Source organism: Streptomyces sp. AJS327 (genome assembly GCF_013450295.1).
Lineage (GTDB): Bacteria > Actinomycetota > Actinomycetes > Streptomycetales > Streptomycetaceae > Streptomyces.
Genome location: NZ_SKBR01000002.1, coordinates 1704444 through 1731131, shown reverse-complemented (window position 1 = coordinate 1731131; position 26688 = coordinate 1704444). Strand labels below are relative to the sequence as shown.

Sequence of the window (26688 nt, the reverse complement as noted above, 5' to 3'; positions counted from 1 at the left end):
GGTCAGGAGGTGCCAAACCTGCGGTCGATGAGGGCGAACATGTCGTCGGCGGAGGCCTCCGCGAAGTCCTCCTCACTCGTCGGCTGGTCGTCCGCCGTCGTGGAGCCGCCCGATCCGTCGCTGGCGAGCCGCACGAGCAGTGCCTCCAACTGCTGGGTGATCCTCATGCGCGTGTCACCGTCGGGTGTGGAGGCGGCCAACGCGGCGTCGAACCGCTGGAGTTCGTCCAGCGCCGATCCGATGGCGCCGGGCCCGTCGCTCTCCAGCGCCATCTCGGAGCGGAGCAGCGCGACCACGTCGGTGGCGGTCGGTTGGTCGAACACCAGCGTCGCGGGCAGCTTGAGGCCCGCGGCCCGTCCGATGCGGTTCCGCAGCTCGATGGCGGTGAGGGAGTCGAAGCCGATCTCGCGGAAGGCCCGATTCGGCTCGATCGTCTCCGGGCCACTGTGGCCCAGGACCGCCGCCGCCTGTGCGCGCACGAAGTCCATCAGCTCGTGGTCCCGTTCGCTCTCCGGCAGTTCACGCAACCGTCGGTGCAGCTCGGGCTCGCCGCCCTTGCTGTCCACCACCTGCTCGGCGGTGTTGGCCTCCAGGAAGTGGCGTGCCTTCGGTATCTCGTTGAGGAAGTTCGTCTCGCGGGCGGACGTGAACAGCTGGACGAAGCGCTCCCAGTCCACGTCGGCGACGGCGACACACACCTCGTCGTGGTCCAGCACCTGCTGGAACGCCTGGAACGCCAGATCCGGGTCGATCAACGGCAGCCCCTGACGCTGGGCGCGCTGGTTCATGATGGGGCGCTCCGCCGCGTCCCGGCTGTCGCGCTCGTTGACGGCGTCCCAGATGCCCCAGGCCACCGCGGTGACCGGAACCCCGGCCGCACGCTGTTGCAGGGCCCACGCGTCCAGGTGGGCGTTGGCCGCCGAGTACGCACCGTGATCGCCACTGCCCCACAGCGCGGCCACCGACGAGTAGACGACGAAGGCGTCCAGCTCCCGGTGCCCCAGGAACTCCGCGAGCGTCTGAGCGCCGACGATCTTGGCGTCGATGACGTTCGCGTACTGCTCCAGGCTCGTCTCACTCAGCAGACCCAGCTCGTAGAAGACCGCGGTGTGCATGACCGAGCGGATGTCCTCACCCGCCTCGTCCAACCGGCCCACCAGAGCGGCCAGTTCGTCCCGATCGGTCACATCACACGCCTCGATCGACACCCGAGCACCCAACGCGGCGAGTTCGTCGCGCAGTTGCTCGGCACCGGGGGCGTCCATCCCGCGACGGCTGGTCAGCACCAGGTGCTCGGCACCGTTCCGCGCCATCCAGTCGGCCAACCGGCCACCCAGCAGACCCGTACCACCCGTGATGATCGTCGTCCCTCGCGGCTTCCACTCCCGCGCCGGACGCTCCTCACCCAACGGCGCCGGAGCCATCCGCCGCGCGAACACCCCACCGGACCGCACCGCCACCTGATCCTCCAGCAACCCACCACGCTGGCCCAGCACCTCAGCGACCCGGCGCAGCGCCCGGTCATCCACCTCGACCGGAACATCCACCATCCCACCCCACTGCTGCGGCAACTCCAAAGCCGCGACCCGGCCCATACCCCACACCTCAGCCTGCACCGCGCTGGTCACCACATCGCCCAGACCCGTCGCGACCGCGCCACGCGTCACACACCACAGCCTGGTCGGCCAGGCCAGGTCCTCCACCGCCTGGACCAGGGCCAGCGTCCCCGCCACCCCCTGGGTTACGGGCAGCCCCGTCACCCAGGTGTCATCCGCGAAGGCCAACAGCGAGAGCACACCCGCCACCGGCGTCTCACCAGCCGCCTCGGTCAGCAGCCGCGCGACACACTCCCGGTCCACACCATCCAACGGCACCTCAACCGGAACCACATCACCACCGCACTCCGCCACCAGACCACTCAGCGCCTCGAACCAACCGCCCTCGAACCCCTCAGACACCACCATCAGCCAACGGCCCGAGAGCTTCGGTTCGCCCAGCTCCGAGAGACCGCGCCACACCGCCCGGTAGCGCCAGCTCTCGACGGTCGACAACTCCCGACCCCGCCGACGCCACGCCGCCAGACCCGGCAGCACCGACCGCCACGCCTCACGCTCCTCACCCACCAACTCCCCAGCCAGCGCCTCCACATCACCGCTCTCCACAGCACCCCAGAACTCCGCGTCCACCGGGTCCTCAACACCAGCGGAGCCGGAAACCCCACCGGACGCCGCCACCTCCAGCCAGTACCGCTCCCGCTGGAACGCGTACGTCGGCAGCTCAACTCGGTTGACCGCGCGTCCGGCGAAGACCGCCGACCAGTCCACCTCGGCGCCGCGCACCCACAACTCGGCCGCGTTAGCGATCAGTCGGGCGTTCTCCTCCTCATCACGCCGCAACGTCCCAACCACGGTGGCCTCGATGCCGGCCTCCTCGGCGATGGCCTCCACACCCATCGTCAGCACCGGGTGGGCGCTGACCTCGATAGCGCGTGAACAGCCCATGCCCAGCGCCACGTTGACCGCCTCACTGAAGCGCACACGCTGACGCAGGTTCGTGTACCAGTACTCCCCATCCATCCCCGTGCCATCGATCACCTCACCGGTGACCGCCGACACCACCGGGACGCGCGCCTCACGCGGGGCAACCCCGGCCAGCACCTCCCGCAACCGCTCCTCAATCGCCTCCACCTGGATGCTGTGCGAGGCGTAGTCCACCGGCACCCAACGCGCCCGCACACCCTCACCCTCCGCCCGAGCCACCAACGCCTCCAGACCAGAGACCGTGCCCGCGACGACGGTTGCCGAAGGACCGTTCACGGCGGCGACGGAGACGCCCTCCACGCTCTCGACGGCAGCCTCGGCCCACTCCAAACCCTCCGCGACCGACACCATCCCGCCACCACCAGCCAGCACCTCACCAATCAACCGCGAACGCAACGCCACCACACGAGCGCCGTCCTCCACGCTCAACGCACCCGCCACCACAGCAGCCGCGATCTCACCCTGCGAATGACCCACCACAGCCGACGGAGTAACACCCAGCGACTCCCACACCGCAGCAAGGGAGACCATCACACCCCACAGAACCGGCTGGACCACATCCACCCGCTCCATCCACCCCTCATCCACACCACACAACACCTCACGCAACGACCACTCCACATACGCCGCCAACGCCGCCTCACACTCAGCCAACCGCTGGGCGAACACCGGCGAGGACTCCAACAACCCACGACCCATCCCCACCCACTGCGAACCCTGACCCGGGAACACAAACACCACACCCGAACCCGAACCGGAACCGGCCGGGCCGCCGTCCACGGCGCCCGTCACCACGTTTCCGGCGACCCCGTCCGAACTCAGCGCCTCCAGGCCGGAGTTCAACTCATCGGCCTTGACCCCCCACGCCACCGCGCGGTGTTCCAGCATCGAACGCGAGGACAGCAGACTCCAGCCCACGTCCACGGGTTCCGCGCCCACACCGGCCACCTCGGCGAGCCGTCCCGCCTGTGCCTTCAGCCCCTCGGCAGAGCGCGCCGACACCAGCCAGGGCACCACCGGCGAACCGGTGAGGCCACCTTGGGTGCCGGGTACCACCTCGGGCCCCGGGACCTCGGCTGGAACCTCCTCGACGATCACGTGCGCGTTCGTGCCCGACATACCGAAGGCCGAGACACCGGCGCGACGCGGCTGGTCGGCCACCGGATCCCAGGCGATGGGCTCGGCCAGCAGCGAGACCGCGCCAGCCGACCAGTCCACGCGGCTGCTCGGCTCCTCCACGTGCAGGGTGCGCGGCAGTACGCCCGCACGCATCGCCATCACGGTCTTGATGACGCCCGCCATACCGGCGGCGGCCTGGGCGTGGCCGATGTTCGACTTCACCGAGCCGAGCCACAACGGACGGCCCTCGGGACGGTCCTGGCCGTAGGTGGCCAGCAGCGCCTGCGCCTCGATCGGGTCACCCAACGAGGTCCCCGTACCGTGCGCCTCCACCGCGTCCACATCGGCCGCCGACAGCCCGGCGTTGGCGAGCGCCTGCCGGACCACGCGCTGCTGGGCCGGGCCGCTCGGGGCCGTCAGGCCGTTCGACGCTCCGTCCTGGTTGATCGCGGAGCCACGCACCACGGCCAGCACCTGGTGGCCGTTGCGCCGCGCGTCCGACAGGCGCTCCAGCAGCAGGACGCCCGCGCCCTCGGCCAGGCCCATCCCGTCGGCGGACTCGGCGAACGCCTTGCAGCGGCCGTCTGCGGCCAGCGCGCGCTGGCGGCTCCAGCTGGTGAACTCGTCGGATGTCGACATGACCGCGAGTCCCGCGGCGATGGCCAGGGCGCTGTCGCCACGGGTCAGGGACTGGCAGGCGAGGTGGAGGGCGGTGAGGGAGGAGGAGCAGGCGGTGTCGAAGGTGAGCGCGGGCCCCTCCAGGCCGAAGGTGTAGGCCACCCGGCCGGAGACGACGCTGCTGGCGCTGCCCGTGAGGAGGTGCCCCTCGAAGCCCTCGGGTATCTCCGGGATGCCGGAGCGGTAGTCGAGCGGGTTGCAGCCGACGAAGACGCCGGTGGAGGTGCCACGCATCCCGGTCGGCGGCAAACCGGCGCGCTCGAACGCCTCCCAGACCAGTTCGAGCAGCACCCGCTGCTGCGGGTCCATCGCCAGCGCCTCACGCGGGGAGATGCCGAACAGCTCCGGGTCGAAGTCCGCGACGTCGTGGAGGAATCCGCCCTCCCGGACGTAGCTCTTGCCGTGCGCGTCCGGGTCGGGGTCGTAGAGGTTGTCCAGGTCCCAGCCACGGTTCGCGGGCAGCCCCGAGACGGCGTCACCGCCCTCCTCCACCAGCCGCCACAGGTCCTCCGGCGAGCTGACGTCGCCGGGGTAGCGGCAGGCCATGCTGACGATGGCGATGGGCTCGCTGTTCTTCTCCTCCGCCATCGCCAGCTGGTGCTTGGCCTGGCGCAGGTCGGCGGTGACGCGCTTGAGGTAATCGAGGAGCTTTGCTTCGTTCTGTTCCATCGTCGACGTTCTCCACGGGAGCGTAGGGCGTGCCGGGTGAGGGGCGGAGGATCGCCCGGGTGGTCTGGGTCAGGAAGTGCCGAACTCCCGGTCGATGAGGTCGAACATGTCGTCTGCGGAGGCCGTCTCCAGGTCCTCCTCCGGCTGGTCGCCGGCGTCGGAGCCCGTGGCCCCCTCACCCGTGAACTGGTCCAGGAGCGCCTGGAGTTGCTGGGTGATCTTCATGCGGGTGCCGCCGTCGGGCGTGGTGGCCGCCAGTGCCGTCTGGAGCCGTTCCAGCTCCTCCAGCGCCGTTCCGATACCACGGGTGGTGTCGCTCTCCAGCGCCATCTCGGAGCGGAGCAGCGCGACCACGTCGGTGGCGGTCGGGTGGTCGAACACCAGCGTCGCGGGCAGCTTGAGGCCCGCGGCCCGTCCGATGCGGTTCCGCAGCTCGACAGCGGTGAGGGAGTCGAAGCCGATCTCGCGGAAGGCCCGATTCGGCTCGATCGTCTCCGGGCCGCTGTAGCCCAGAACCGCCGCCGCCTGCGCCCGTACGAAGTCCATCAGCTCGTTGTCCCGGTCGGCGTCCGGCAGTTCGCGAAGCCGCCTGAGCAGCTCCGACTCGCCACTGTCCGCGTCCGCCGTCCTCTCCGGTTCGTTCGCTCCCTCCAGGAACTGGCGTGCCTGCGGTATCTCGTTGAGGAAGTGGGTCTCCCGGGCGGACGTGAAGAGCTGCGCGAAGCGCTCCCACTCCACGTCGGCGACGGCGACACACACCTCGTCATGGTCCAGCACCTGCTGGAACGCCTGGAACGCCAGATCCGGGTCGATCAACGGCAGCCCCTGACGCTGGGCGCGCTGGTTGATGATCGGCCGCTCCGCCGCGTCCTGGCTGTCGCGCTCGTTGACGGCGTCCCAGATGCCCCAGGCCACCGCCGTGACCGGAACCCCGGCCGCACGCTGTTGCAGGGCCCACGCGTCCAGGTGGGCGTTGGCCGCCGAGTACGCACCGTGGTCGCCACTGCCCCACAGCGCGGAGACCGACGAGTAGACGACGAAGGCGTCCAGCTCCCGGTGCCCCAGAAGCTCCGCGAGCCGCTGAGCGCCGACGATCTTGGCGTCGATGACGTTCGCGTACTGCTCCAGGCTCGTCTCACTCAGGGAGCCCAGCTCGTACAGGACCGCGGTGTGCATGACCGAGCGGATGTCCTCACCCGCCTCGTCCAACCGGCCCACCAGAGCGGCCAGTTCGTCCCGATCGGTCACATCACACGCCTCGATCGACACCCGAGCACCCAGCTCCGTCAGCTCGGAACGCAGTTGCTCGGCACCGGGGGCGTCCATCCCGCGACGGCTGGTCAGCACCAGGTGCTCGGCACCGTTCCGCGCCATCCAGTCGGCCAACCGGCCACCCAGCAGACCCGTACCACCCGTGATGATCGTCGTCCCTCGCGGCTTCCACTCCCGCGCCGGACGCTCCTCACCCAACGGCGCCGGAGCCATCCGCCGCGCGAACACCCCGCCGGACCGCACCGCCACCTGGTCCTCCAGTACGCCGTCACGCTGGCCCAGCACCTCAGCGATCCGGCGCAGCACCCGGTCATCCACCTCGACCGGAACATCCACCATCCCACCCCACTGCTGCGGCAACTCCAGCGCCGCGACCCGGCCCATGCCCCAGACCTCAGCCTGTGCGGGATGGCTCACCACGTCGCCCTGGCCGGTGGACACCGCGCCGCGCGTCACACACCACAGCCGGGTCGGCCAGGCCAGGTCCTCCATCGCCTGGACCAGGGCCAAGGTGCCGGAGACCCCCTGGGTTACGGGCAGCCCCGTCACCCAGGTGTCATCCGCGAAGGCCAACAGCGAGAGCACACCCGCCACCGGCGTCTCACCAGCCGCCTCGGTCAGCAGCCGCGCGACACACTCCCGGTCCACACCATCCAACGGCACCTCAACCGGAACCACATCACCACCGCACTCCGCCACCAGACCACTCAGCGCCTCGAACCAACCGCCCTCGAACCCCTCAGACACCACCATCAGCCAACGGCCCGAGAGCTTCGGCTCGCCCAGGTCGGACAGTCCGCGCCACACCACGCGGTAGCGCCAGCTCTCGACGGTCGACAACTCCCGACCCCGCCGACGCCACGCCGCCAGACCCGGCAGCACCGACCGCCACGCCTCACGCTCCTCACCCACCAACTCCCCAGCCAGCGCCTCCACATCACCGCTCTCCACAGCACCCCAGAACTCCGCGTCCACCGGGTCCTCAACACCAGCGGAGCCGGAAGCCCCACCGGACGCCGCCACCTCCAGCCAGTACCGCTCCCGCTGGAACGCGTAGGTGGGCAGGTCGACCTGGCGGACGGCGCGGCCCGCGTACACCGCGGTCCAGTCGATCTCGACGCCGCACACCCACAACTCGGCCGCGTTAGCGATCAGTCGGGCGTTCTCGTCCTCCTGGCGGCGCAGCGTGCCGACGACAGCTGCCTCGATACCGGCCTCTTCCGCGATGGCCTCGACGCCCATCGTCAGCACCGGGTGGGCGCTGACCTCGATGGCGCGTGAACAGCCCATGCCCAGCGCCACGTTGACCGCCTCACTGAAGCGCACACACTGACGCAGGTTCGTGTACCAGTACTCCCCATCCATCCCCGTGCCATCGATCACCTCACCGGTGACCGCCGACACCACCGGGACGCGCGCCTCACGCGGGGCAACCTCGGACAGCGCCTCGATCAACTGCTGCTCGATCGCCTCTACTTGGACGGAGTGCGAGGCGTAGTCCACCGGCACCCAACGCGCCCGCACACCCTCACCCTCCGCCCGGGCCACCAACGCCTCCAGACCAGCCACCGTGCCCGCCACCACCGTCGCCGAAGGACCGTTCACGGCGGCGACGGAGACGCCCTCCACGCTCTCGACGGCAGCCTCGGTCCACTCCAAACCCTCCGCGACCGACACCATCCCGCCACCACCAGCCAGCACCTCACCGATCAACCGCGAACGCAACGCCACCACACGAGCGCCGTCCTCCACGCTCAACGCACCCGCCACCACAGCAGCCGCGATCTCACCCTGCGAATGACCCACCACAGCCGACGGAGTAACACCCAGCGACTCCCACACAGACGCCAGGGAGACCATCACACCCCACAGAACCGGCTGAACCACATCCACCCGCTCCATCCACCCCTCATCCACACCACACAACACCTCACGCAACGACCACCCCACATACGCCGCCAACGCCGCCTCACACTCAGCCAACCGCTGAGCGAACACCGGCGAGGACTCCAACAACCCACGCCCCATCCCCACCCACTGCGAACCCTGACCCGGGAACACAAACACCACACCCGAACCCGCACCGGAACCCGAACTCACCGCGCCCGAGACCACGTTGGCCGCGACGCCGGCCGAGGCGAGGGCGTCCAGGCCGGTGCTGAGTTCGTCGGCCTTGACTCCCCAGGCCACCGCGCGGTGTTCCAGCACGGAGCGGGAGGAGAGCAGGCTCCAGCCCACGTCGGCCGGGTCGCCGTCGGCCACGGCGGCCGACAGCTGCCTTGCCTGCGCGGCCAGCGCGTCGGCCGAGCGGGCCGAGACCAGCCACGGCAGCACCGGCGAGCCGGAGAGGCCGTCGGGGCCGGACACCACGATCGGTCCGCGTTCGACGTCCTCGGGAGCGGACTCCACGATCACGTGCGCGTTCGTGCCCGACATGCCGAAGGCCGAGACACCGGCGCGACGCGGCCGTCCGGAGCCGCCCTCCCAGTCGACGGGCTCGGTGAGCAGGGCCACCGTGCCGTCCGACCAGTCGACGTGGCTGCTCGGCTCATCCACGTGCAGGGTGCGCGGCAGCACGCCCGCGCGCATCGCCATCACCATCTTCATAACACCCGCGACACCAGCCGCCGCCTGGGTGTGGCCGATGTTCGACTTCACCGAGCCCAGCCACAGCGGGTGTTGCGGGTCGCGGCCCTTGCCGTAGGTGGCCAGGAGGGCCTGCGCCTCGATCGGGTCACCCAGCGTCGTACCGGTGCCGTGCGCCTCGATGGCGTCCACGTCGCCGGTGGACAGCCCGGAGTTGGCCAGGGCCTGGGTGATGACACGCTGCTGCGACGGGCCGTTGGGCGCGGTCAGGCCGTTCGACGCGCCGTCTTGGTTGATCGCGGAGCCACGCACCACGGCCAGCACCTGGTGGCCGTTGCGCCGTGCGTCCGACAGCCGCTCGACGACGAGCACGCCGACGCCCTCGCCCCAGCCGGTGCCGTCGGCGGCCTCGGCGAACGCCTTGCAGCGGCCGTCGGCGGCGAGGCCGCGCTGCTGGCTGAACTCCACGAAGGCGCCCGGGGTGGACATGATCGTGACACCGGCGGCGAGGGCGAGTTCACACTCGCCGTTCCGCAGTGACTGGACCGCCATGTGCAGGGCGACCAGCGAAGAGGAGCACGCCGTGTCCACCGTCACCGCCGGGCCCTCCAGCCCGAGGGCGTAGGAGATCCGTCCGGAGACCACCGCGGCGGCGCTGCCGGTCGCGTGGTATCCGGCCACGGCCTCGGGGGCCTGGTGCAGCAGGGTGCCGTAGTCCTGGCCGTTCGATCCGACGAAGGTGCCGGTGGGCGTGCCGCGCAGCGAGGTGGGCGGCAGCCCGGCACGCTCCAGCGCCTGCCAGGAGGTCTCCAGCAGCAGCCGCTGCTGCGGGTCCATGGCCAGCGCCTCACGCGGCGAGATGCCGAAGAACTCGCCGTCGAACTCCGCCACGTCGTAGAGGAATCCGCCCTCCCGGACGTAGGAGGTGCCGGGGCGGCGCGAGGACGGGTCGTAGAGCGCCTCCACGTCCCAGCCGCGGTCGGCGGGGAAACCACCGAGGGCGTCGCCGCCCTCGACGACGAGGCGCCACAGGTCCTCCGGCGACTCGACACCGCCCGGGAAGCGGCAGGCCATCCCGACGATCGCGATGGGCTCGTCGCTGTGCGCCGCCGCGGAGCCGGTGTGGCCGGCGGCGGGTACGGAGCCGACGAGTTCCTCGCGCAGGTGGCTGGTGAGCGCCTCGGGCGTCGGGTAGTCGAAGACGAGCGTCGAGGACAGCCGCAGGCCGGTCGCCGCGTTCAGGCGGTTCCGCAGCTCGACGGCGGTCAGCGAGTCGAAGCCCAGGTCCTTGAAGGCGCGGCTCGCCTGGATCCCGGCCGTCCCGGAGTGCCCGAGCACGGCCGCGACCTCGGTGAGGACGATCTCGTTGAGGACCTGCTCCTGCTCCTCGACGCCGCTGCCCGCCAGGCGGCGCGCCAGGTCGGTGTCGGCGACGACGGGGGCCGCGCTGGGCGAGGTCTCCGTCAGGTGCGGGAGCGCGTCGGGCAGTTCGCCGATGAGTGGGCTGGGCGCCGCGGCCGTGAAGGCCGGGACGAAGCGCTCCCAGTCCACGTCGGCGACGGTGACCTGGGCGTCGTCCAGGTCCAGCGCGTGCTGGAGCGCGGAGATCGCCAGATCGGGCCGCATGGTGCGGATACCGCGGCGCGCCAGGTGCTCGGTCATCTCGCCGTCGGCCATGCCGCCGTCCGCCCAGGCGCCCCAGGCGACGGCGGTGGCGGTGAGGCCACGGGCCCGCCGGTCGAGCGCGAGGGCGTCCAGGTAGGCGTTGGCGGCGGCGTAGCCGCCCTGGTGGCCGCTGCCCCAGATCCCGGCGATGGAGGAGAACAGGACGAAGGCGTCCAGTTCCCGGTCGCCGAGGAGCGCGTCGAGGTGCGCGGCGCCGTCCGCCTTCGCGGAGAGCACGTCGGCGAGTTCCGCCTCGGTGGTGTCGAGTACGGAGGTGAAGTGGCCGATGCCCGCGGCGTGCACGACGGCGCGGAGCGGCTGGCGTCCGGGCAGGTCGTCGAGGAGTTCCGCGACGGCGTCCCGGTCGGCCACGTCGCAGGCCACGACGGAGACCCGCGCGCCGAGGGCGGTCAGTTCGGCCGCCAGCTCGTCCGCGCCGGGGGCGTCGGCGCCGCGCCGGCTGGTGAGGACGAGGTCCTCGGCTCCGGAGCGGGCCAGCCAGCGGGCCACGTGGGCGCCGAGGCCGCCGGTCCCGCCGGTCACCAGGACGGTGCCGGTGGGCTTCCACGGCGCGCGGCCCGCGTCGGCCGGGGAGGTGGCGCGGGAGAGGCGGCGCAGGAAGGTGCCCGAGGGGCGCACCGCGCACTCGTTCTCACCGTCGGTGTTGGCCAGGACGGCGGCGCAGCCCGCGGCCACCCGCTCGTCCAGCTCGGCGGGGAGGTCGACGAGACCGCCCCACAGCGGGGCGTGCTCCAGCCCGAAGACGCGGCCCAGGCCCCACACCTGTGCGAGGGCGGGATCGGTGATCCGCTCCTCGGGGGTGACGGCCACGGCGCCGCGGGTGGCGCACCACAGGGGTGCGTCCAGCCCGGCGGTCGCGTGCGCCCGCATCAGGGTGAGCGTGGCGGCGAGGTTGTGGGCTCCGGCGAGGAACGACAGCACCCCGGTGACGGTCCCGGCGCCGGCGGCGTCCCGCAGCAGACCGGTGACGTGCTCGGCTCCCCGCGCCAGGTCCCCCTCGGTCAGGGGGAGTTCGGTGACCTCGGCGCCCAGGTCGCGCAGGGCGTCGAGGACTCCGGTGAGGCCGTGCTCCGCCGCGTCGCCCGGCAGGACGGCGAGCCAGCCGCCGGTCAGCGAGCGGGTGGTGAGCGAGGTGACGGGCTTCCAGCCGGTGCGGTAGCGCCAGGCGTCCAGCGTCGAGCGGTCCCGCTGGCGTCGCCGCCAGGAGGCCAGGGCGGGCAGCAGGGCGTCCAGCCGCGCACCGCCGGAGGTGTCGTCCGCCGGGTCGGTGAGGTCCAGGGTCGAGGCGAGGGCGGCGATGTCGCCGTTCTCGACGAGGTCCCAGAACCGCTGCTCGACGGCGTCGGTCTCCGAACGGCCGGGGCGTCCGGCGGTGTTGGGCGACTCCAGCCAGAACCGCTCTCGCTGGAACGGGTAGGTCGGCAGGGCGACGCGTTCGGCGCCGGTGCCGTCGTACAGCGCCGTCCAGTCCACGGTGACCCCGGCGACGTGCAGGGTGGCGAGGCCCCGCAGGAGGGAGGCCACCTCGGGCTGGTCGCCGCGGAGGACGGGCACCAGCAGCGCCTCGCCGTCCGCCGCACCGGGCTCGGACGGAGCCAGGCAGTCGTCGGCCATGGCGGTCAGGACACCGTCCGGGCCCAGCTCCACGAAGGTCCGCACGCCCTGGGCGTGCAGCCAGCGGACGCTGTCCAGGAAGCGGACGGGCTCGCGCACGTGCCGCACCCAGTAGGCGGGGTCGCACAGGTCGGCGGTGGTGGCCACCGCGCCGGTGGCGTTGGAGACGACCGGGACGCGCGGCTCGGCGTAGGTCAGGCCGGACGCGAAGTCCCCGAACTCCTCCAGCATCCCGTCCATGTGCGGGGAGTGGAAGGCGTGGCTGACCCGCAGGAACCGGGTCTTGTGGCCGCGTTCCCGCCACAGCTCGGCGAGTTCGGCGACGGCGTCGCTGTCGCCCGCGACGACGACGGAGGTGGGGCCGTTGATCGCCGCGAGGCTGACAGCCTCCTCCCGTCCGGCGAGGTCCTCGCGGACCTCCTCCTCGGGCGCCTTCACCGACAGCATCGCCCCACCGGCCGGGAGGGCCTGCATCAGGCGTCCGCGGGCGGTGACGAGCGCCGCGGCGTCGGTGAGGGACAGCACCCCCGAGACGTGGGCGGCGGACAGCTCCCCGATGGAGTGCCCGGCGACGAAGTCGGGGCGCAGACCCCAGTGTTCGGCGAGGCGGAACAGGGCCACCTCGACGGCGAACAGCGCGGGCTGGGTGTAGGCGGTCTGGTCCAGCAACTCGGCGTCGGCGCTGCCGGGTTCGGCGAACATCACCGTGCGGACGGCACGGTCCAGGTGCTCGTCGAGGGCGTCGCACACCTCGTCCAGGGCGGAGGCGAACACCGGGTAGGCGGCGTACAGCTCGCGGCCCATGCCGACGCGCTGACTGCCCTGGCCGGTGAAGAGGAACGCCACGGCACCGTCGCTCTCGGCGAGTCCGCTGACGGCCTCGGCCGTGGACCGGCCCTCGGCCACCGCCGCCAGGCCCGCGCGCACACCGGACGGGTCGTCGGCGAGGACGACGGCGCGGTGTTCGAGGGTGGCCCGGGTCGCCGCGAGGGACAGGCCCACGTGCGGCAGCGGGAGAGCGGGGTGGTCGGCCGTGAACGCGGCGAGGCGTTCCGCCTGGGCGCGCAGCGCGGCGTCCGTCTTACCGGAGAGCACCCACGGGACGACGCCCGCCGGGGCCTTCACCGGCTCGCTCTCGCGGTGGGTCACCGACGGCTGTTCGAGGATGACGTGCGCGTTGGTGCCGCTGATCCCGAAGGACGAGACGGCCGCGCGGCGCGGCCCGTCGGTGTCCCAGGGCCGCTCCTCACGCAGCAGTTCGACGCCGCCCGCGGTCCAGTCGACGTGCGGGGTGGGCTCGTCGGCGTGCAGGGTGCGCGGGAGGACCCCCTCGCGCATCGCCATGACCATCTTGATGACGCCCGCCACACCGGCGGCGGCCTGCGTGTGGCCGATGTTCGACTTCACCGAGCCCAGCCACAGCGGACGGTCCTCGGGGCGGTCCTTGCCGTAGGTCGCCAGCAGCGCCTGCGCCTCGATGGGGTCACCGAGCGCGGTACCGGTGCCGTGCGCCTCCAGCGCGTCGACCTCGGTGGTGGCCAGCCCCGCCCCGGCGAGCGCCTGCTTGATGACGCGCTGCTGCGACGGGCCGTTCGGCGCGGTCAGGCCGTTCGACGCGCCGTCCTGGTTGATGGCGGTGCCGCGCACCACGGCCAGGACGTTGTGGCCCTGGCGCACGGCGTCCGACAGACGCTCCACGACCAGCACGCCGACGCCCTCGGACCACGCGGTGCCGTCCGCCTCGGCGGAGAACGCCTTGCAGCGGCCGTCGGCGGCCAGCCCACGCTGCCTGCTGAACTCGACGAACATGTACGGCGAGGGCATCACCGCCACGCCTCCGGCCAGCGCCAGGTCACACTCCCCCTGCCGCAGCGACTGGGCCGCCAGGTGCAGGGCCACCAGCGCAGAGGAGCACGCGGTGTCCACGGTGACGGCCGGGCCCTCCAGGCCGAAGGTGTAGGCCAGGCGCCCGGAGGCGACGCTGGAGGTGTTGCCGATGCCCAGGTATCCCTCGACATCGCCCGGGACCTCGTCCAGCCGGGCCGCGTAGTCGGTGGACACCACACCGGCGAACACACCGGTACGGCTTCCGCGCAGGGCGGTCGGAGCGACTCCGGCCTCCTCGAACGCCTCCCAGGTGGTCTCCAGCAGCAGCCGCTGCTGCGGGTCCATCGCCAGCGCCTCACGCGGCGAGATGCCGAACAGGTGCGGGTCGAAGTCGGCGGCGTCGTACAGGAACCCGCCCTGCCGGGTGTAGGTCGTTCCCTGGTGGGCCGGGTCCGGGTGGTAGACGCCGTCGAGGTCCCAGCCACGGTCGGTGGGGAAGGCGCCGATGGTGTCCACGCCGTCCCGCACCAGGTGCCACAGGTCCTCCGGCGACCGCACGCCACCGGGGAACCGGCAGGCCATGCCGACGATGGCGATGGGCTCGTCCGGCTCCGCGGGCGCGGTGCGCGCGGGGAGCGCGGCGTCGGCTGTCGCGTCCGTCTCCTGCCACAGCTCGCCGTACAGGTAGTCGGCGAGCGCGACCGGGGTCGGGTAGTCGAAGACGAGGGCGGCGGGCAGGCGCAGGCCGGTGGCGGAGCCGAGCCGGTTGCGCAGCTCGACGGCGGTCAGCGAGTCGAAGCCCTGCTCCTTGAAGGAGCGGTCGGCGTCCACCGTCGCCTCCGAGGCGTGCCCCAGCACCGCCGCGACATGCCCCCGCACGAGGTCGACCAGGTGCCGCTCACGTTCGCCCCGGCTGCTGAGCGCCGCCAGCGTGGCGCTCAGCGCGGAACCGGCGCTCCCCGCGACGGACGCCTGGGCCGTACGGCGGCTGGGCGCCTGCCGGACGAGGCCGCGCAGCACGGCCGGGATGGTCTCCTGACCGCGCAGGGCGGCCAGGTCGAGGCGGGCGGGGACCAGCGCCCCGTCCACCAACACACTGGCCCGGTCGAGGAGTTCGAGCCCCTCGGCGGACGGCAGCGGTGCCAGACCCATCCGGCTCATACGGCGGAGGTCGGCCGCGGCCAACTCTCCGGTCATGCCGCTGTTCTGCTCCCACAGGCCCCAGGCGAGCGAGGTCGCCACCAGACCCTGGGCCCGGCGGTGCTGCGCCAGCGCGTCCAGGAAGGTGTTCGCCGCCGCGTAGTTGGCCTGACCGGCACCACCCAGCACCCCCGAAACCGAGGAGTACAGCACGAACAACGCCAGATCAGCGTCCCGCGTCAACTCGTGCAGATTCACCGCGGCTCGGACCTTCGGCTCCCACACCCGGCGCAGCTGCTCCGGGGAGAGCGAACCGATCAGACCGTCGTCGACGACGCCGGCGGCGTGGACCACACCGATCAGCGGGTGCTCGGCCGGAATCGCCGCCAGCACCTCCGCCAGCCGCTCCCGATCCGAAGCGTCACAGGCCACCACATCAACCCGCGCGCCATACCCCGCCAACTCCTCCACCACAGCACCAGCACCCTCAGCCGCCAACCCCCGACGACTGGTCAACACCAGCCTCCGCACACCCCGTTCGACAACCAGGTGCCGGGCCAGCAGCACACCCAGCCCACCCGTACCACCAGTCACCAGCACCGTCCCACGCGCGTCCAGCCCACGCGGCACCGACAACGCCACCTTGCCCACATGACGCGCCTGACTCATAAACCGGAACGCCGCACGCGCCCGCCGCACATCCCACACCGACACCGGCAACGGCTCCAACGCCCCCGCCTCGAACAACCCCATCAACGCACCCAACATCTGACCAATACGCTCCGGCCCCGCGTCCAACATGTCGAACGCCCGATACACCGCACCATCGAACCGCTCAGCAACCCACCCCGCATCCCGCACATCCGTCTTGCCCATCTCCAGGAAACGCCCACCCGGCGAGAGCAGCCCAAGTGACGCGTCCACGAACTCCTGCGCCAGCGAGTTCAGCACCACATCCACACCCGCACCACCGGTCACCCCGGCAAAGGCCTCCCGGAAGTCCAGATCACGCGAGGACGCGATCTCCTCATCCGCCAGCCCCAGACCCCGCAGCACATCCCACTTGCCCTCACTCGCCGTCGACAGCACCCGCGCACCCAGATGACGCGCCAGCTGAATCGCGGCCATCCCCACACCACCGGCGCCCGCGTGCACCAGCACCGTCTCCCCCGCACGCACCTCACCCAGATCCACCAGGCCGTAGTACGCCGTCAGGAACACCACCGGCACCACAGCCGCCTGCTCGAAGGACCACCCCTCCGGCATCCGCGCCACCGTCCGAGCATCCGCCACCGCGAACGGACCAAAGCTCCTCGGTACCAGGCCGAACACCCGGTCACCCACCGCGAGCCAGGCCACGCCCGCACCCACCTCGGTGACCACACCGGCGACCTCGCTGCCGATGTACGCCTCACCCGGGTACATGCCGAGACCGATCAGGACGTCGCGGAAGTTGACGCCGGCGGCGCGCACCGCGATACGGACCTCACCGGCGCCCAACGGCGCCACCGTGTCGGGGGCGGGGACCAGGGACAGGCCCTCCAGGGTCCCCGAACCCGCGGTGTCCAGACGCCACGCGTCCTCACCCAGCGGCGGCGCCAGAGCCTCCCCGGAGACCGCACGCACCAGCCGCGGCAGCCACACCCGGCCCCCACGCACCGCCACCTGCGGTTCCCCGGTCGCCAGAGCCAACGCCAGTTCCTCGGCAGTGGCACCGGCGGAACCGGTGTCGAGCAGCACGAAGCGGTCCGGGGCCTCCGACTGAGCCGTACGGACCAGCCCCCACAGGGCGGAACCGGCCAGGTCGGAGACGTCCCCGCCATCGGTGGCGACGGCACCCCGGGTGACGACGACCAGACGGGACTGGGCGAGCCGTTCGTCGGCCAGCCAGCCCTGCACCAGCTCCAGGACCCCGGCCGTCACGCTCTCCGCCGCGTCCGCCAGGCCGCCCTCCTTCGCGCCCTCGGGCGCGCACAGGACGAGTGACGGCACCTCGGCACCGTCCTCCAGGGCGGCGCGCAACGCGGCGAGATCCGCGTACCGCGGGCCGGTGGCACCCAGCGCCTCATCCGACCCGAGCACCGTCCACTCGTGGGTGGTGGCGGCGTCGGTGGCCGGTGCCTCGGTCCACTCCAGCCGGTACAACGAGTCACCCTCACCACCACCAGCAGCGGTGGCAGCCACAGCCGAGGACAACTGCGCCGGGTCCACCGCACGCAACATCAACGACTCCGCCTCCACCACCAAACCACCCGACGCGTCAGCCACCCGCACCGCGACCGCGTCACCACCCACACCAGCGATCCGCACCCGCACAGCCGTCCCACCCACCGCGTGCAACGACACTCCCTCCCACATAAACGGCAACCTCAACCCCTCACCCGCATCCACCGCCAACACCGCATGCAACGCCGCATCCAGCAACGCCGGATGCACCCCAAACCGGGCTGCCTCACCCTGCTGTTCCTCGGACAGCGCCACCTCAGCGAAGACCTCGTCGCCGCGCCGCCACGCCGCCCGCAACCCCTGGAACGCCGGACCGTACTCATACCCCTTCACCCGAGCGTCCTCATAGAACGAGGACACCTCCACCGCCTCCGCGCCAACCGGCGGCCACACCCCCGCCAACTCACCCACCTCAGACACCACACCCACCTGCGCCACCAACACACCCTCCGCGTGACACGTCCACGCGGCGTCCGGCTCCGCGCCCTCCACACGCGAGTACACGTGGAAGGACCGGCAGTCCGCCTCGTCCAACGCACCCACGACCACCTGGAGTTGCACCGCGCCGGTCTCCGGCACCGCCAGAGCCGACTGGAGCGTCAGCTCCCGCACCTGCCCACAGCCGACCTCATCACCCGCCCGAACGGCCAACTCCACAAAGCCCGTTCCCGGGAACAACACCGTCCCCGCCACCGCGTGATCCGCCAACCACCCATGCGTGCGCAGCGACAGCCGACCCGTCATCACCACCCCACCGTCCGACGCCAACCGCACCGCCGCGCCCAACAGCGGATGCTCGGCCGCGTCCAACCCCGCACCACTCACATCCGACACACCAGCAGCCGACTCCAACCAGAAATGCTCCCGCTGGAAGGCGTAGGTCGGCAGCTCCACCCGACGCGCCCCACGCCCCTCGAAGAACACCGACCAATCCACCGACAACCCACTCACCCACAACCGCGACACCGCCTCCATCACACAACCCACCTCACCCCGACCACGCCGCATCACCGGAACAAACAGCGTCCCGTCACCCTCAACACACTCCGCCCCCATACCCGACAACACCGCATCCGGACCCAACTCCACAAACCGCGACACCCCCGCCCCCACCAACCACTCCACACCCTCCGCGAACCGCACCGCCTCCCGCACATGCCGCACCCAATACGAAGCAGTACACAACTCCTCAGCACCCACCACCCCACCCGTCACATTCGAGACCACCGGAATACGCGGCACACCAAACTCCACCCCCTCCAACACCCGACCAAACTCCTCCAACATCGGCTCCATCAACACCGAATGGAACGCGTGCGAAACCCTCAAACGCCGCGCCTTCACCCCCACACCCTCACACCCAGCAACAACCTCCTCCAACACACCCAACTCACCCGAAACCACCACCGAAGCCGGACCATTAACCGCCGCCACCGACACACCCCCACCCACACCAGACAGCAACTCCTCAACCCACCCAACACCAGCAGCGATCGACACCATCCCACCACCCTCCGGCAACGCCTGCATCAACCCACCACGCGCCGCCACCACCCGACACGCATCCTCCAACGAGAACACACCCGACACATACGCCGCCGCCACCTCACCAATCGAATGACCCATCACAAAATCCGCCCGCACACCCCACGACTCCACCAACCGCCACAACGCCACCTCCACCGCGAACAACCCCGCCTGCGTAAACACCGTCTCCCCCAACAACCCCCCCACCTCAGAACCCTCCTCAGCCCACAACACCTCACCCAACGACCCCGGCAACAACCCCTCAAACCCCGAACACACCTCATCCAAAGCCGCCGCGAACACCGGGAACTCATCAGCGAGTTCCACACCCATACGAGCACGCTGCGCACCCTGACCCGTAAACATCACCGCCGTACGACCATCCACCACACCACCCACCACACACCCCACACCCGAACCCTCCACCACAGCACCACTCACACCACCACCAGCAACCAACCCACCCAACCCACCAACCAACCCACCCACATCCGAACCCCACACCACACCACGAGAACCCAACCCCGCACGCCCCGAGGACAGGGACCACCCCACATCCACCGCACCCACACCACCATCAGCCACCACACCCACCAAACGCTCCGCCTGACCCACCAACGCCGCCGACGACGCACCCGACAACACCCACGGCACCACAGACCCCACACCCGAACCCGACACCGAATCGGCCTCGGAGTCGGCGGCGGAGACCGGCTCCACCACCTCACCCGGCAGCACATCCGCTGCGGCCTGCTCCAGAATCACGTGCGCGTTCGTCCCGCTCGCGCCGAAGGACGAGACGGCGGCACGGCGGAAGCCCTCGCGCGCCTCCCAGTCACGCGCCTCGGTGAGCAGGGCGACGTCTCCCGACGTCCAGTCGACGTGCGGGGAGGGCTCGTCCACGTGCAGCGTGCGCGGCAGCACACCCGCACGCATCGCCATGATCATCTTGATGACACCCGCCACGCCAGCGGCGGCCTGCGAGTGCCCGATGTTCGACTTGATCGACCCCAGCCACAACGGACCGCTCTCCGCACGCTCCTGGCCGTAAGTGGCCAGCAGCGCCTGCGCCTCGATCGGGTCACCCAACGTCGTACCGGTGCCGTGCGCCTCCACTGCATCCACGTCCGAGGCCGACAGGCCCGCGCTCGCCAGCGCCTGCCGGATCACCCGCTGCTGCGAGGGGCCGTTGGGCGCGGTCAAGCCGTTGGACGCACCATCCTGGTTGATCGCCGAACCCCGCACCACAGCAAGGACGTTGTGCCCCTTGCGCCGCGCGTCCGACAGCCGCTCCAGCAACATCACACCGGCACCCTCGGACCACCCCGTGCCATCGGCCGCCGCCGCGAACGGCTTACACCGCCCATCAGGCGCCAAGCCCCGCTGACGGCTGAAGTCGATGAAGGTGCCCGGCGTCGGCATAACGGTCACGCCTCCGGCGAGGGCGAGGTCGCACTCGCCGTTGCGCAGTGCCTGCGCCGCGAGGTGCAGGGCGACGAGTGAGGAGGAGCAGGCCGTGTCCACGGAGACCGCCGGGCCCTCCAACCCGAAGGTGTAGGCGAGACGGCCGGAGACAACACTGCCGGAGGTACCGGTGCCGAGGTAGCCCTCGACCTCCTCCGGAACGCTGTGCAGACGGCTCGCGTAGTCGTGGTACATCACACCCGCGAACACACCCGTACGGCTCCCCCGCACCGAGTCCACCGCGATACCGGCCCGCTCGAACACCTCCCAGGAGGTCTCCAGCAGGATTCGCTGCTGCGGGTCCATCGCCACCGCCTCACGCGGCGACACCCCGAACAGCCCGGCGTCGAACTCCGCCGCGTCATACAGGAAACCGCCCTCACGCGCGTACGACTTGCCATGCGCGCCCGGGTCCGGGTCGTACAGGTTCTCCAGGTCCCATCCACGGTCCACCGGGAACGGACCGACCGCGTCCCCGCCCTCAACGACCAGGTTCCACAGGTCCTCAGCCGAGACCACTCCGCCGGGGTAGCGGCACGCCACCGACACGATCGCCACCGGGTCATCCACCACACCCACCGACACCGGCGCCACCTCAGCGCCCACACCAGCCACCACACCCAGCAGCTCATCCAGCAACAACCCCGCCACCGCGACCGGCGTCGGGTAGTCGAACACCAGCGTCGCGGGCAGCCTCAAACCCGCCGCCTCACCCAGACGGTTCCGCAACTCGACGGCCAGCAGCGAGTCGAAGCCCAGCTCCTTGAACGTCCGGTCGGCGCTGACGAGCGCGGTTCCGGCGTGCCCCAGGACCGAGGCGACGTGGGTCCGGACGAAGTCGACGACGAACGGCGTCCGTTCAGTCTCGGGCAGGCTGGACAGCCTGGCCGTGAAGGCCGATCCGGTCGCCTCGGCGCTGGTCGCGCGAGCGCTCCTCCGGGAGCTGGTGGACACCAGGTCCCGCAGCATCGGTGGCAACGTGCCCTGGGCGGCCTGCTCACGCAGGACCGGCCAGTCGAACCGGACCGGTACGGCGTACGCCGCGTCGAACGCCGTGGTGACGGCACCGAAGACGGACAGGCCCTCGGTCGAGGTCAGCGGGATCACCGCCTGCCGGGCGACGCGGGCCTGGTCGGCCTCGCTCATCTGGCCCGTCATGGCGCTGGCGTCCGCCCAGAGCCCCCAGCCGAGGGACTGGGCTGCCAGACCCTCCGACCGCCGCCGCTGGGCGAGTGCGTCGAGGAAGGCGTTGGCCGCCGCGTAGTTGGCCTGGCCCGCCGTGCCGAAGACTCCGGCGGCGGAGGAGAAGAGCACGAAGGACGACAGGGTCTCCGTCTCCCGCGTCAGCTCGTGCAGGTTGACCGCCGCGTCCACCTTCGGCCGCAGCACATGGGCGAGTTGTTCGGGGGTCTGAGTGGTGACGGTGCCGTCCGCCAGCACACCGGCGGCGTGAACGACACCGGTGAGCGGGCGTTCGGCCGGTATGGAGGCCAGCACCCCTGCCAGTTCGTCCCGGTTGGCCGCGTCACAGGCCACCACCTCGGCGGTGGCACCGGCCTCCGCCAGCACGGCCACCAACTCCGCCGCGCCCGGGGCCTCAAGGCCACTGCGACTGGTCAACACCAGGTTCCGCACGCCGTGTTCAGCCACCAGATGCCACGCCACCAACGAGCCCAGCATCCCCGTGCCACCCGTGATGAGGACGGTTCCGGACGCGTCCCACCGGGACTCGGGGGTGGTGAGGGCACCGCGCCGCAGACGCGGAGCCAGCACCTCACCGTCGCGCAGCGCGACCTGCCACTCCCCGGTACCCACCAGGGACAGGGCGTGAGCCACCGCGTCGGCGCCGCCCGCCGGGTCGGCGTCGATGAGCGCGAACCGTCCGGGGTTCTCCGTCTCGGCGGAGCGGATCAGACCCCACACACCGGAGGCGGCGAGGTCGGCGACGGACGTCTCCCCCACGGCGACGGCTCCGCTCGTCACCAGCACCAGACGGGAGTTGACGGTCCGCTCGTCCGCCAGCCACCGCTGCACGGTACGCAGCACGTCACCGGCGGTCTCCTCGACCGCCGCGGCCAGGTCCGCGGCCCGCACGGCGGCGGGGACGCAGAGCACGTTCGCGGGGACGCCGCCCTCGGACCGGACCATCTCGTCCAGGTCGGCGTAGGCGGGCAGACCGAGTCCCAGCCGGTCCTCCGCGCCCCACAGCACCCCGGTGGCCGGGGTTTCCGCACCCGCGCCACCAACGGCGGTCCACTCCAGCTGGAACAGGGGGTCGCGCCGCGACGAACCGGTGGAACGCAGCTGCTCGGAGGAGACGGCACGCAGGACGAGCGACTCGACCCACGCGACGGGCGAACCCTCGGTGTCCGCCAGCAGCACGGACACCGCGTCGTCGCCAGCGGGGGCGAGCCGCACCCGCACCGCGGACGCGCCTTCGGCCAGCAGCGTCACATCCGTCCAGGCAAAGGGCAGCCGCGTCTCGTCGCCCTGCTGCCCGTCGCCCAACAGCGCGTGCAGGGAGGCGTCCAGCAGTGCCGGGTGAATCCCGAACCCGGCGGCCTCCTCGCGCAGCACGTCGTCCAAGGCGACCTCGGCGAACAGCTCGTCGCCACGCCGCCACATCGCCCGCAGCCCCCGGAAGGCCGGACCGTAGTCGTAGCCACGCTCCGCAGCCTCGGCGTAGAGGGTGGTGACGTCGACGGGCGCGGCCTCGGCCGGAGGCCACACCGCGAGGTCCGCCGCCGGTTCGGTGACGTCCGCGCGGGACAGTACGCCCTCCGCGTGCGTCGTCCAGACGGCGTCGGGGTCGTCGTCCGGTCGGGAGTGAACGGTCAGCGACCGCTGCTCGGTGCCGTCCGGCGCGCCCACCACGACCTGGAGCTGCACGGCTCCCCGCTCGGGCAGCACCAGCGGCGCCTGAATCATCAGTTCGTCCAGGTGTCCGCAGCCGACGCCGTCGCCCGCGCGAACTGCCAGCTCCACGAAGCCCGTTCCCGGGAACAGGACGGTTCCGCCCACCGCGTGGTCGGCCAGCCAGGAGTGCGTGCGCGTGGAGAGCCGACCGGTCAGCACCAGCCCACCGTCCGCCGCCAGGCTCACCGCAGCACCCAACAGCGGGTGCCCGGCGACCTCCAGGCCGAGGCCCGTCGCGTCTCCGACCGGAGCCGACTTCAGCCAGTACCGCTCGCGCTGGAAGGCGTAGGTGGGCAGGTCGACCTGGCGGACGGCGCGTCCCGAGTACACCGCGGTCCAGTCGATCTCGACGCCGCGCACCCACAACTCGGCCGCGTTGGCGATCAGTCGGGCGTTCTCGTCCTCCTGGCGGCGCAGCGTGCCGACCACGGTGGCCTCGATACCGGCCTCCTCGGCGATGGCCTCGACGCCCATCGTCAGGACCGGGTGGGCGCTGACCTCGATGGCGCGTGAACAGCCCATGCCCAGCGCCACGTTGACCGCCTCACTGAAGCGCACACGCTGACGCAGGTTCGTGTACCAGTACTCACCATCCATCCCGGTTCCGTCCATCACCTCGGCGGTGACGGACGAGACCACGGGAACACGTGCCTCGCGCGGGGCGACCCCGGCCAGCACCTCCCGCAACCGCTCCTCAATCGCCTCCACCTGGATGCTGTGCGAGGCGTAGTCCACCGGCACCCAACGCGCCCGCACACCCTCACCCTCCGCCCGGGCCACCAACGCCTCCAGACCAGCCACCGTGCCCGCGACGACGGTTGCCGAAGGACCGTTCACGGCGGCGACGGAGACGCCCTCCACGCTCTCGACGGCAGCCTCGGTCCACTCCAGACCCGCGGCGACCGACACCATCCCGCCACCACCAGCCAGCACCTCACCGATCAACCGCGAACGCAACGCCACCACACGAGCGCCGTCCTCCACACTCAGCGCACCCGCCACCACAGCGGCCGCGATCTCACCCTGCGAATGACCCACCACAGCCGACGGAGTAACACCCAGCGACTCCCACACAGACGCCAGGGAGACCATCACACCCCACAGAACCGGCTGGACCACATCCACCCGCTCCATCCACCCCTCATCCACACCACACAACACCTCACGCAACGACCACCCCACATACGCCGCCAACGCCGCCTCACACTCAGCCAACCGCTCCGCGAACACCGGCGAGGACTCCAGCAACCCACGACCCATCCCCACCCACTGCGAACCCTGACCCGGGAACACAAACACCACACCCGAACCCGCACCAGAATCGACGGAGCCGGACACCACGTTGCCCGCCACATCACCCGAACCCAGCGCCGCCAGGCCGGAGTTCAGCTCCGTCGACTCCGCACCCCACACCACCGCGCGGTGTTCCAGCACCGAGCGCGAGGACAGCAGACTCCACCCCACATCCACCGGATCACCATCGCCCACAGCCGACGAGAGCCGACCAGCCTGCGCCGACAACGCATCCGCCGAACGCGCCGACACCAGCCACGGCAACACCCGCGAACCCGACAGACCCTCCGGACCGGACACCACCACCGCACCACGCTCAGTCTCCGCCGGAGCCGACTCCAGGAGCACATGGGCGTTGGTGCCACTGATACCGAAGGCGGAGACACCCGCGCGCAACGGCCGCTCATCGTCGGCTCGCCACTCCCGGGGCTCGGTCAGCAGCTCGACCTCGCCAATGCTCCAGTCAACGTGCGGGGTGGGCTCATCCACGTGCAGAGTGCGCGGCAGCACACCCTCACGCATCGCCATCACCATCTTGATGACGCCCGCCACACCGGCGGCGGCCTGCGTGTGCCCGATGTTCGACTTCAGGGAGCCCAACAGCAGAGGACGGTCCTCGGGACGGTTCTGCCCATAGGTCTCCAGCAGTGCCTGCGCCTCGATCGGGTCGCCCAGCATCGTGCCGGTGCCGTGCGCCTCTACAGCGTCGATGTCACCGGCGGACAGCCCGGCGTTCGCCAGCGCCTGCCGGATCACCCGCTGCTGCGAGGGGCCGTTGGGAGCGGTCAGACCGTTGGACGCACCGTCCTGGTTGATCGCCGAACCCCGCACCACAGCAAGGACGTTGTGCCCGTTCCGCACCGCGTCCGACAACCCCTCCACCACCAGGACACCCACGCCCTCGGACCAGCCGGTGCCGTCGGCGGCCGCCGCGAACGGCTTGCAGCGACCATCGGCCGACAGGCCGCGCTGGCGGCTGAACTCCAGGAACATGCCCGGGCCGGGCATGATCGTGACACCACCGGCCAGCGCCAGGTCGCACTCCCCGTTCCGCAGGGACTGGACGGCCATGTGCAGGGCCACCAGCGAGGAGGAACAGGCGGTGTCCACCGTCACCGCCGGGCCCTCGAACCCGAAGGTGTAGGACAGGCGGCCCGACACCACGCTCGCGGCGTTACCGGTGAGCGAGAAGCCCTCCACCGTCTCCGGGACGCGCTCCAGGTCGACCATGTAGCTCGGGTAGCCCGCGCCGACGAACACACCGCTGTTGCTGCCCTTCAGCGAAGCGGACGCGATACCGGCCCGCTCGATGGCCTCCCAGGCCGTCTGGAGCAGCATCCGCTGCTGCGGGTCCATCGCCAGCGCCTCACGCGGGGCGATGCCGAACAGGTGCGGGTCGAACTCGGCGGCGTCGTACAGGAATCCGCCCTGACGGGTGTAGGCGGTGCCCTGGTTGGCCGGGTCCGGGTGGTAGAGCGCGTCCAGATCCCAGCCACGGTCGGTGGGGAAGTCACCAATGGCGTCCGTGCCCTGGTTCACCAGCTGCCACATGTCCTCCGGCGAGGACACCCCACCCGGGTAGTGGCAGGCCATTCCCACGATGGCGATGGGTTCGTCGGTACGGGCCGTCGAAACACCGGCGGGCAGCGCCGCGAACGTCTCGGTGGAATCCTCCTCCGGCAAGAGTTCCGTGTGCAGGTAGCCAGCGATCCGCGTCGGAGTCGGATAGTCGAAGATCAGCGCGGCGGGCAGGCGCAGGCCGGTGGCGGAGCCGAGCCGGTTGCGCAGCTCGACGGCGGTCAGCGAGTCGAAGCCCTGCTCCTTGAAGGAGCGGTCGGCGTCCACCGTCGCCTCCGAGGCGTGCCCCAGCACCGCCGCGACATGCCCCCGCACCAACTCGACGAGCCTGCGCTCGCGTTCGGTCCGTCCGAGCCCGGCGAGCTGCTCGGCGAGAGAGTTCGCCCCATCGGCTCCCGCGACGGCCTGCGCACGGGTGGCACGCCGCACGGTGCTCCGGACGAGGCCGCGCAGCACGGTCGGGATGGTCTCCCGGCCGCGCAGAGCGGCCAGATCGAGGGGAGTAGGAACCAGCGTCCCGTCCACCAACGAGGTTGCACGGTCGAGGAGTTCG

The 26688-nt window shown here is 71.2% G+C and carries 2 protein-coding genes (1 of these 2 cut by a window edge); both read right to left on the bottom strand.

Going from position 1 to position 26688, the window contains the following annotated elements:
- Positions 1-2 precede the first annotated feature (2 nt).
- Positions 3-5006, bottom strand: a complete 5004-nt coding sequence (locus tag E0L36_RS16780) for a type I polyketide synthase (protein WP_180929798.1) — start codon at positions 5004-5006, stop codon at positions 3-5.
- Between the two features lie 69 nt (positions 5007-5075).
- Positions 5076-26688, bottom strand: partial view of a type I polyketide synthase gene (locus E0L36_RS27735; protein ID WP_308416782.1) — the 3' portion only. 14222 nt of this gene lie beyond the right edge of the window; only the last 21613 of its 35835 coding nucleotides appear in the window; the start codon falls outside the window, past its right edge — the gene reads right to left on this strand; its stop codon occupies positions 5076-5078.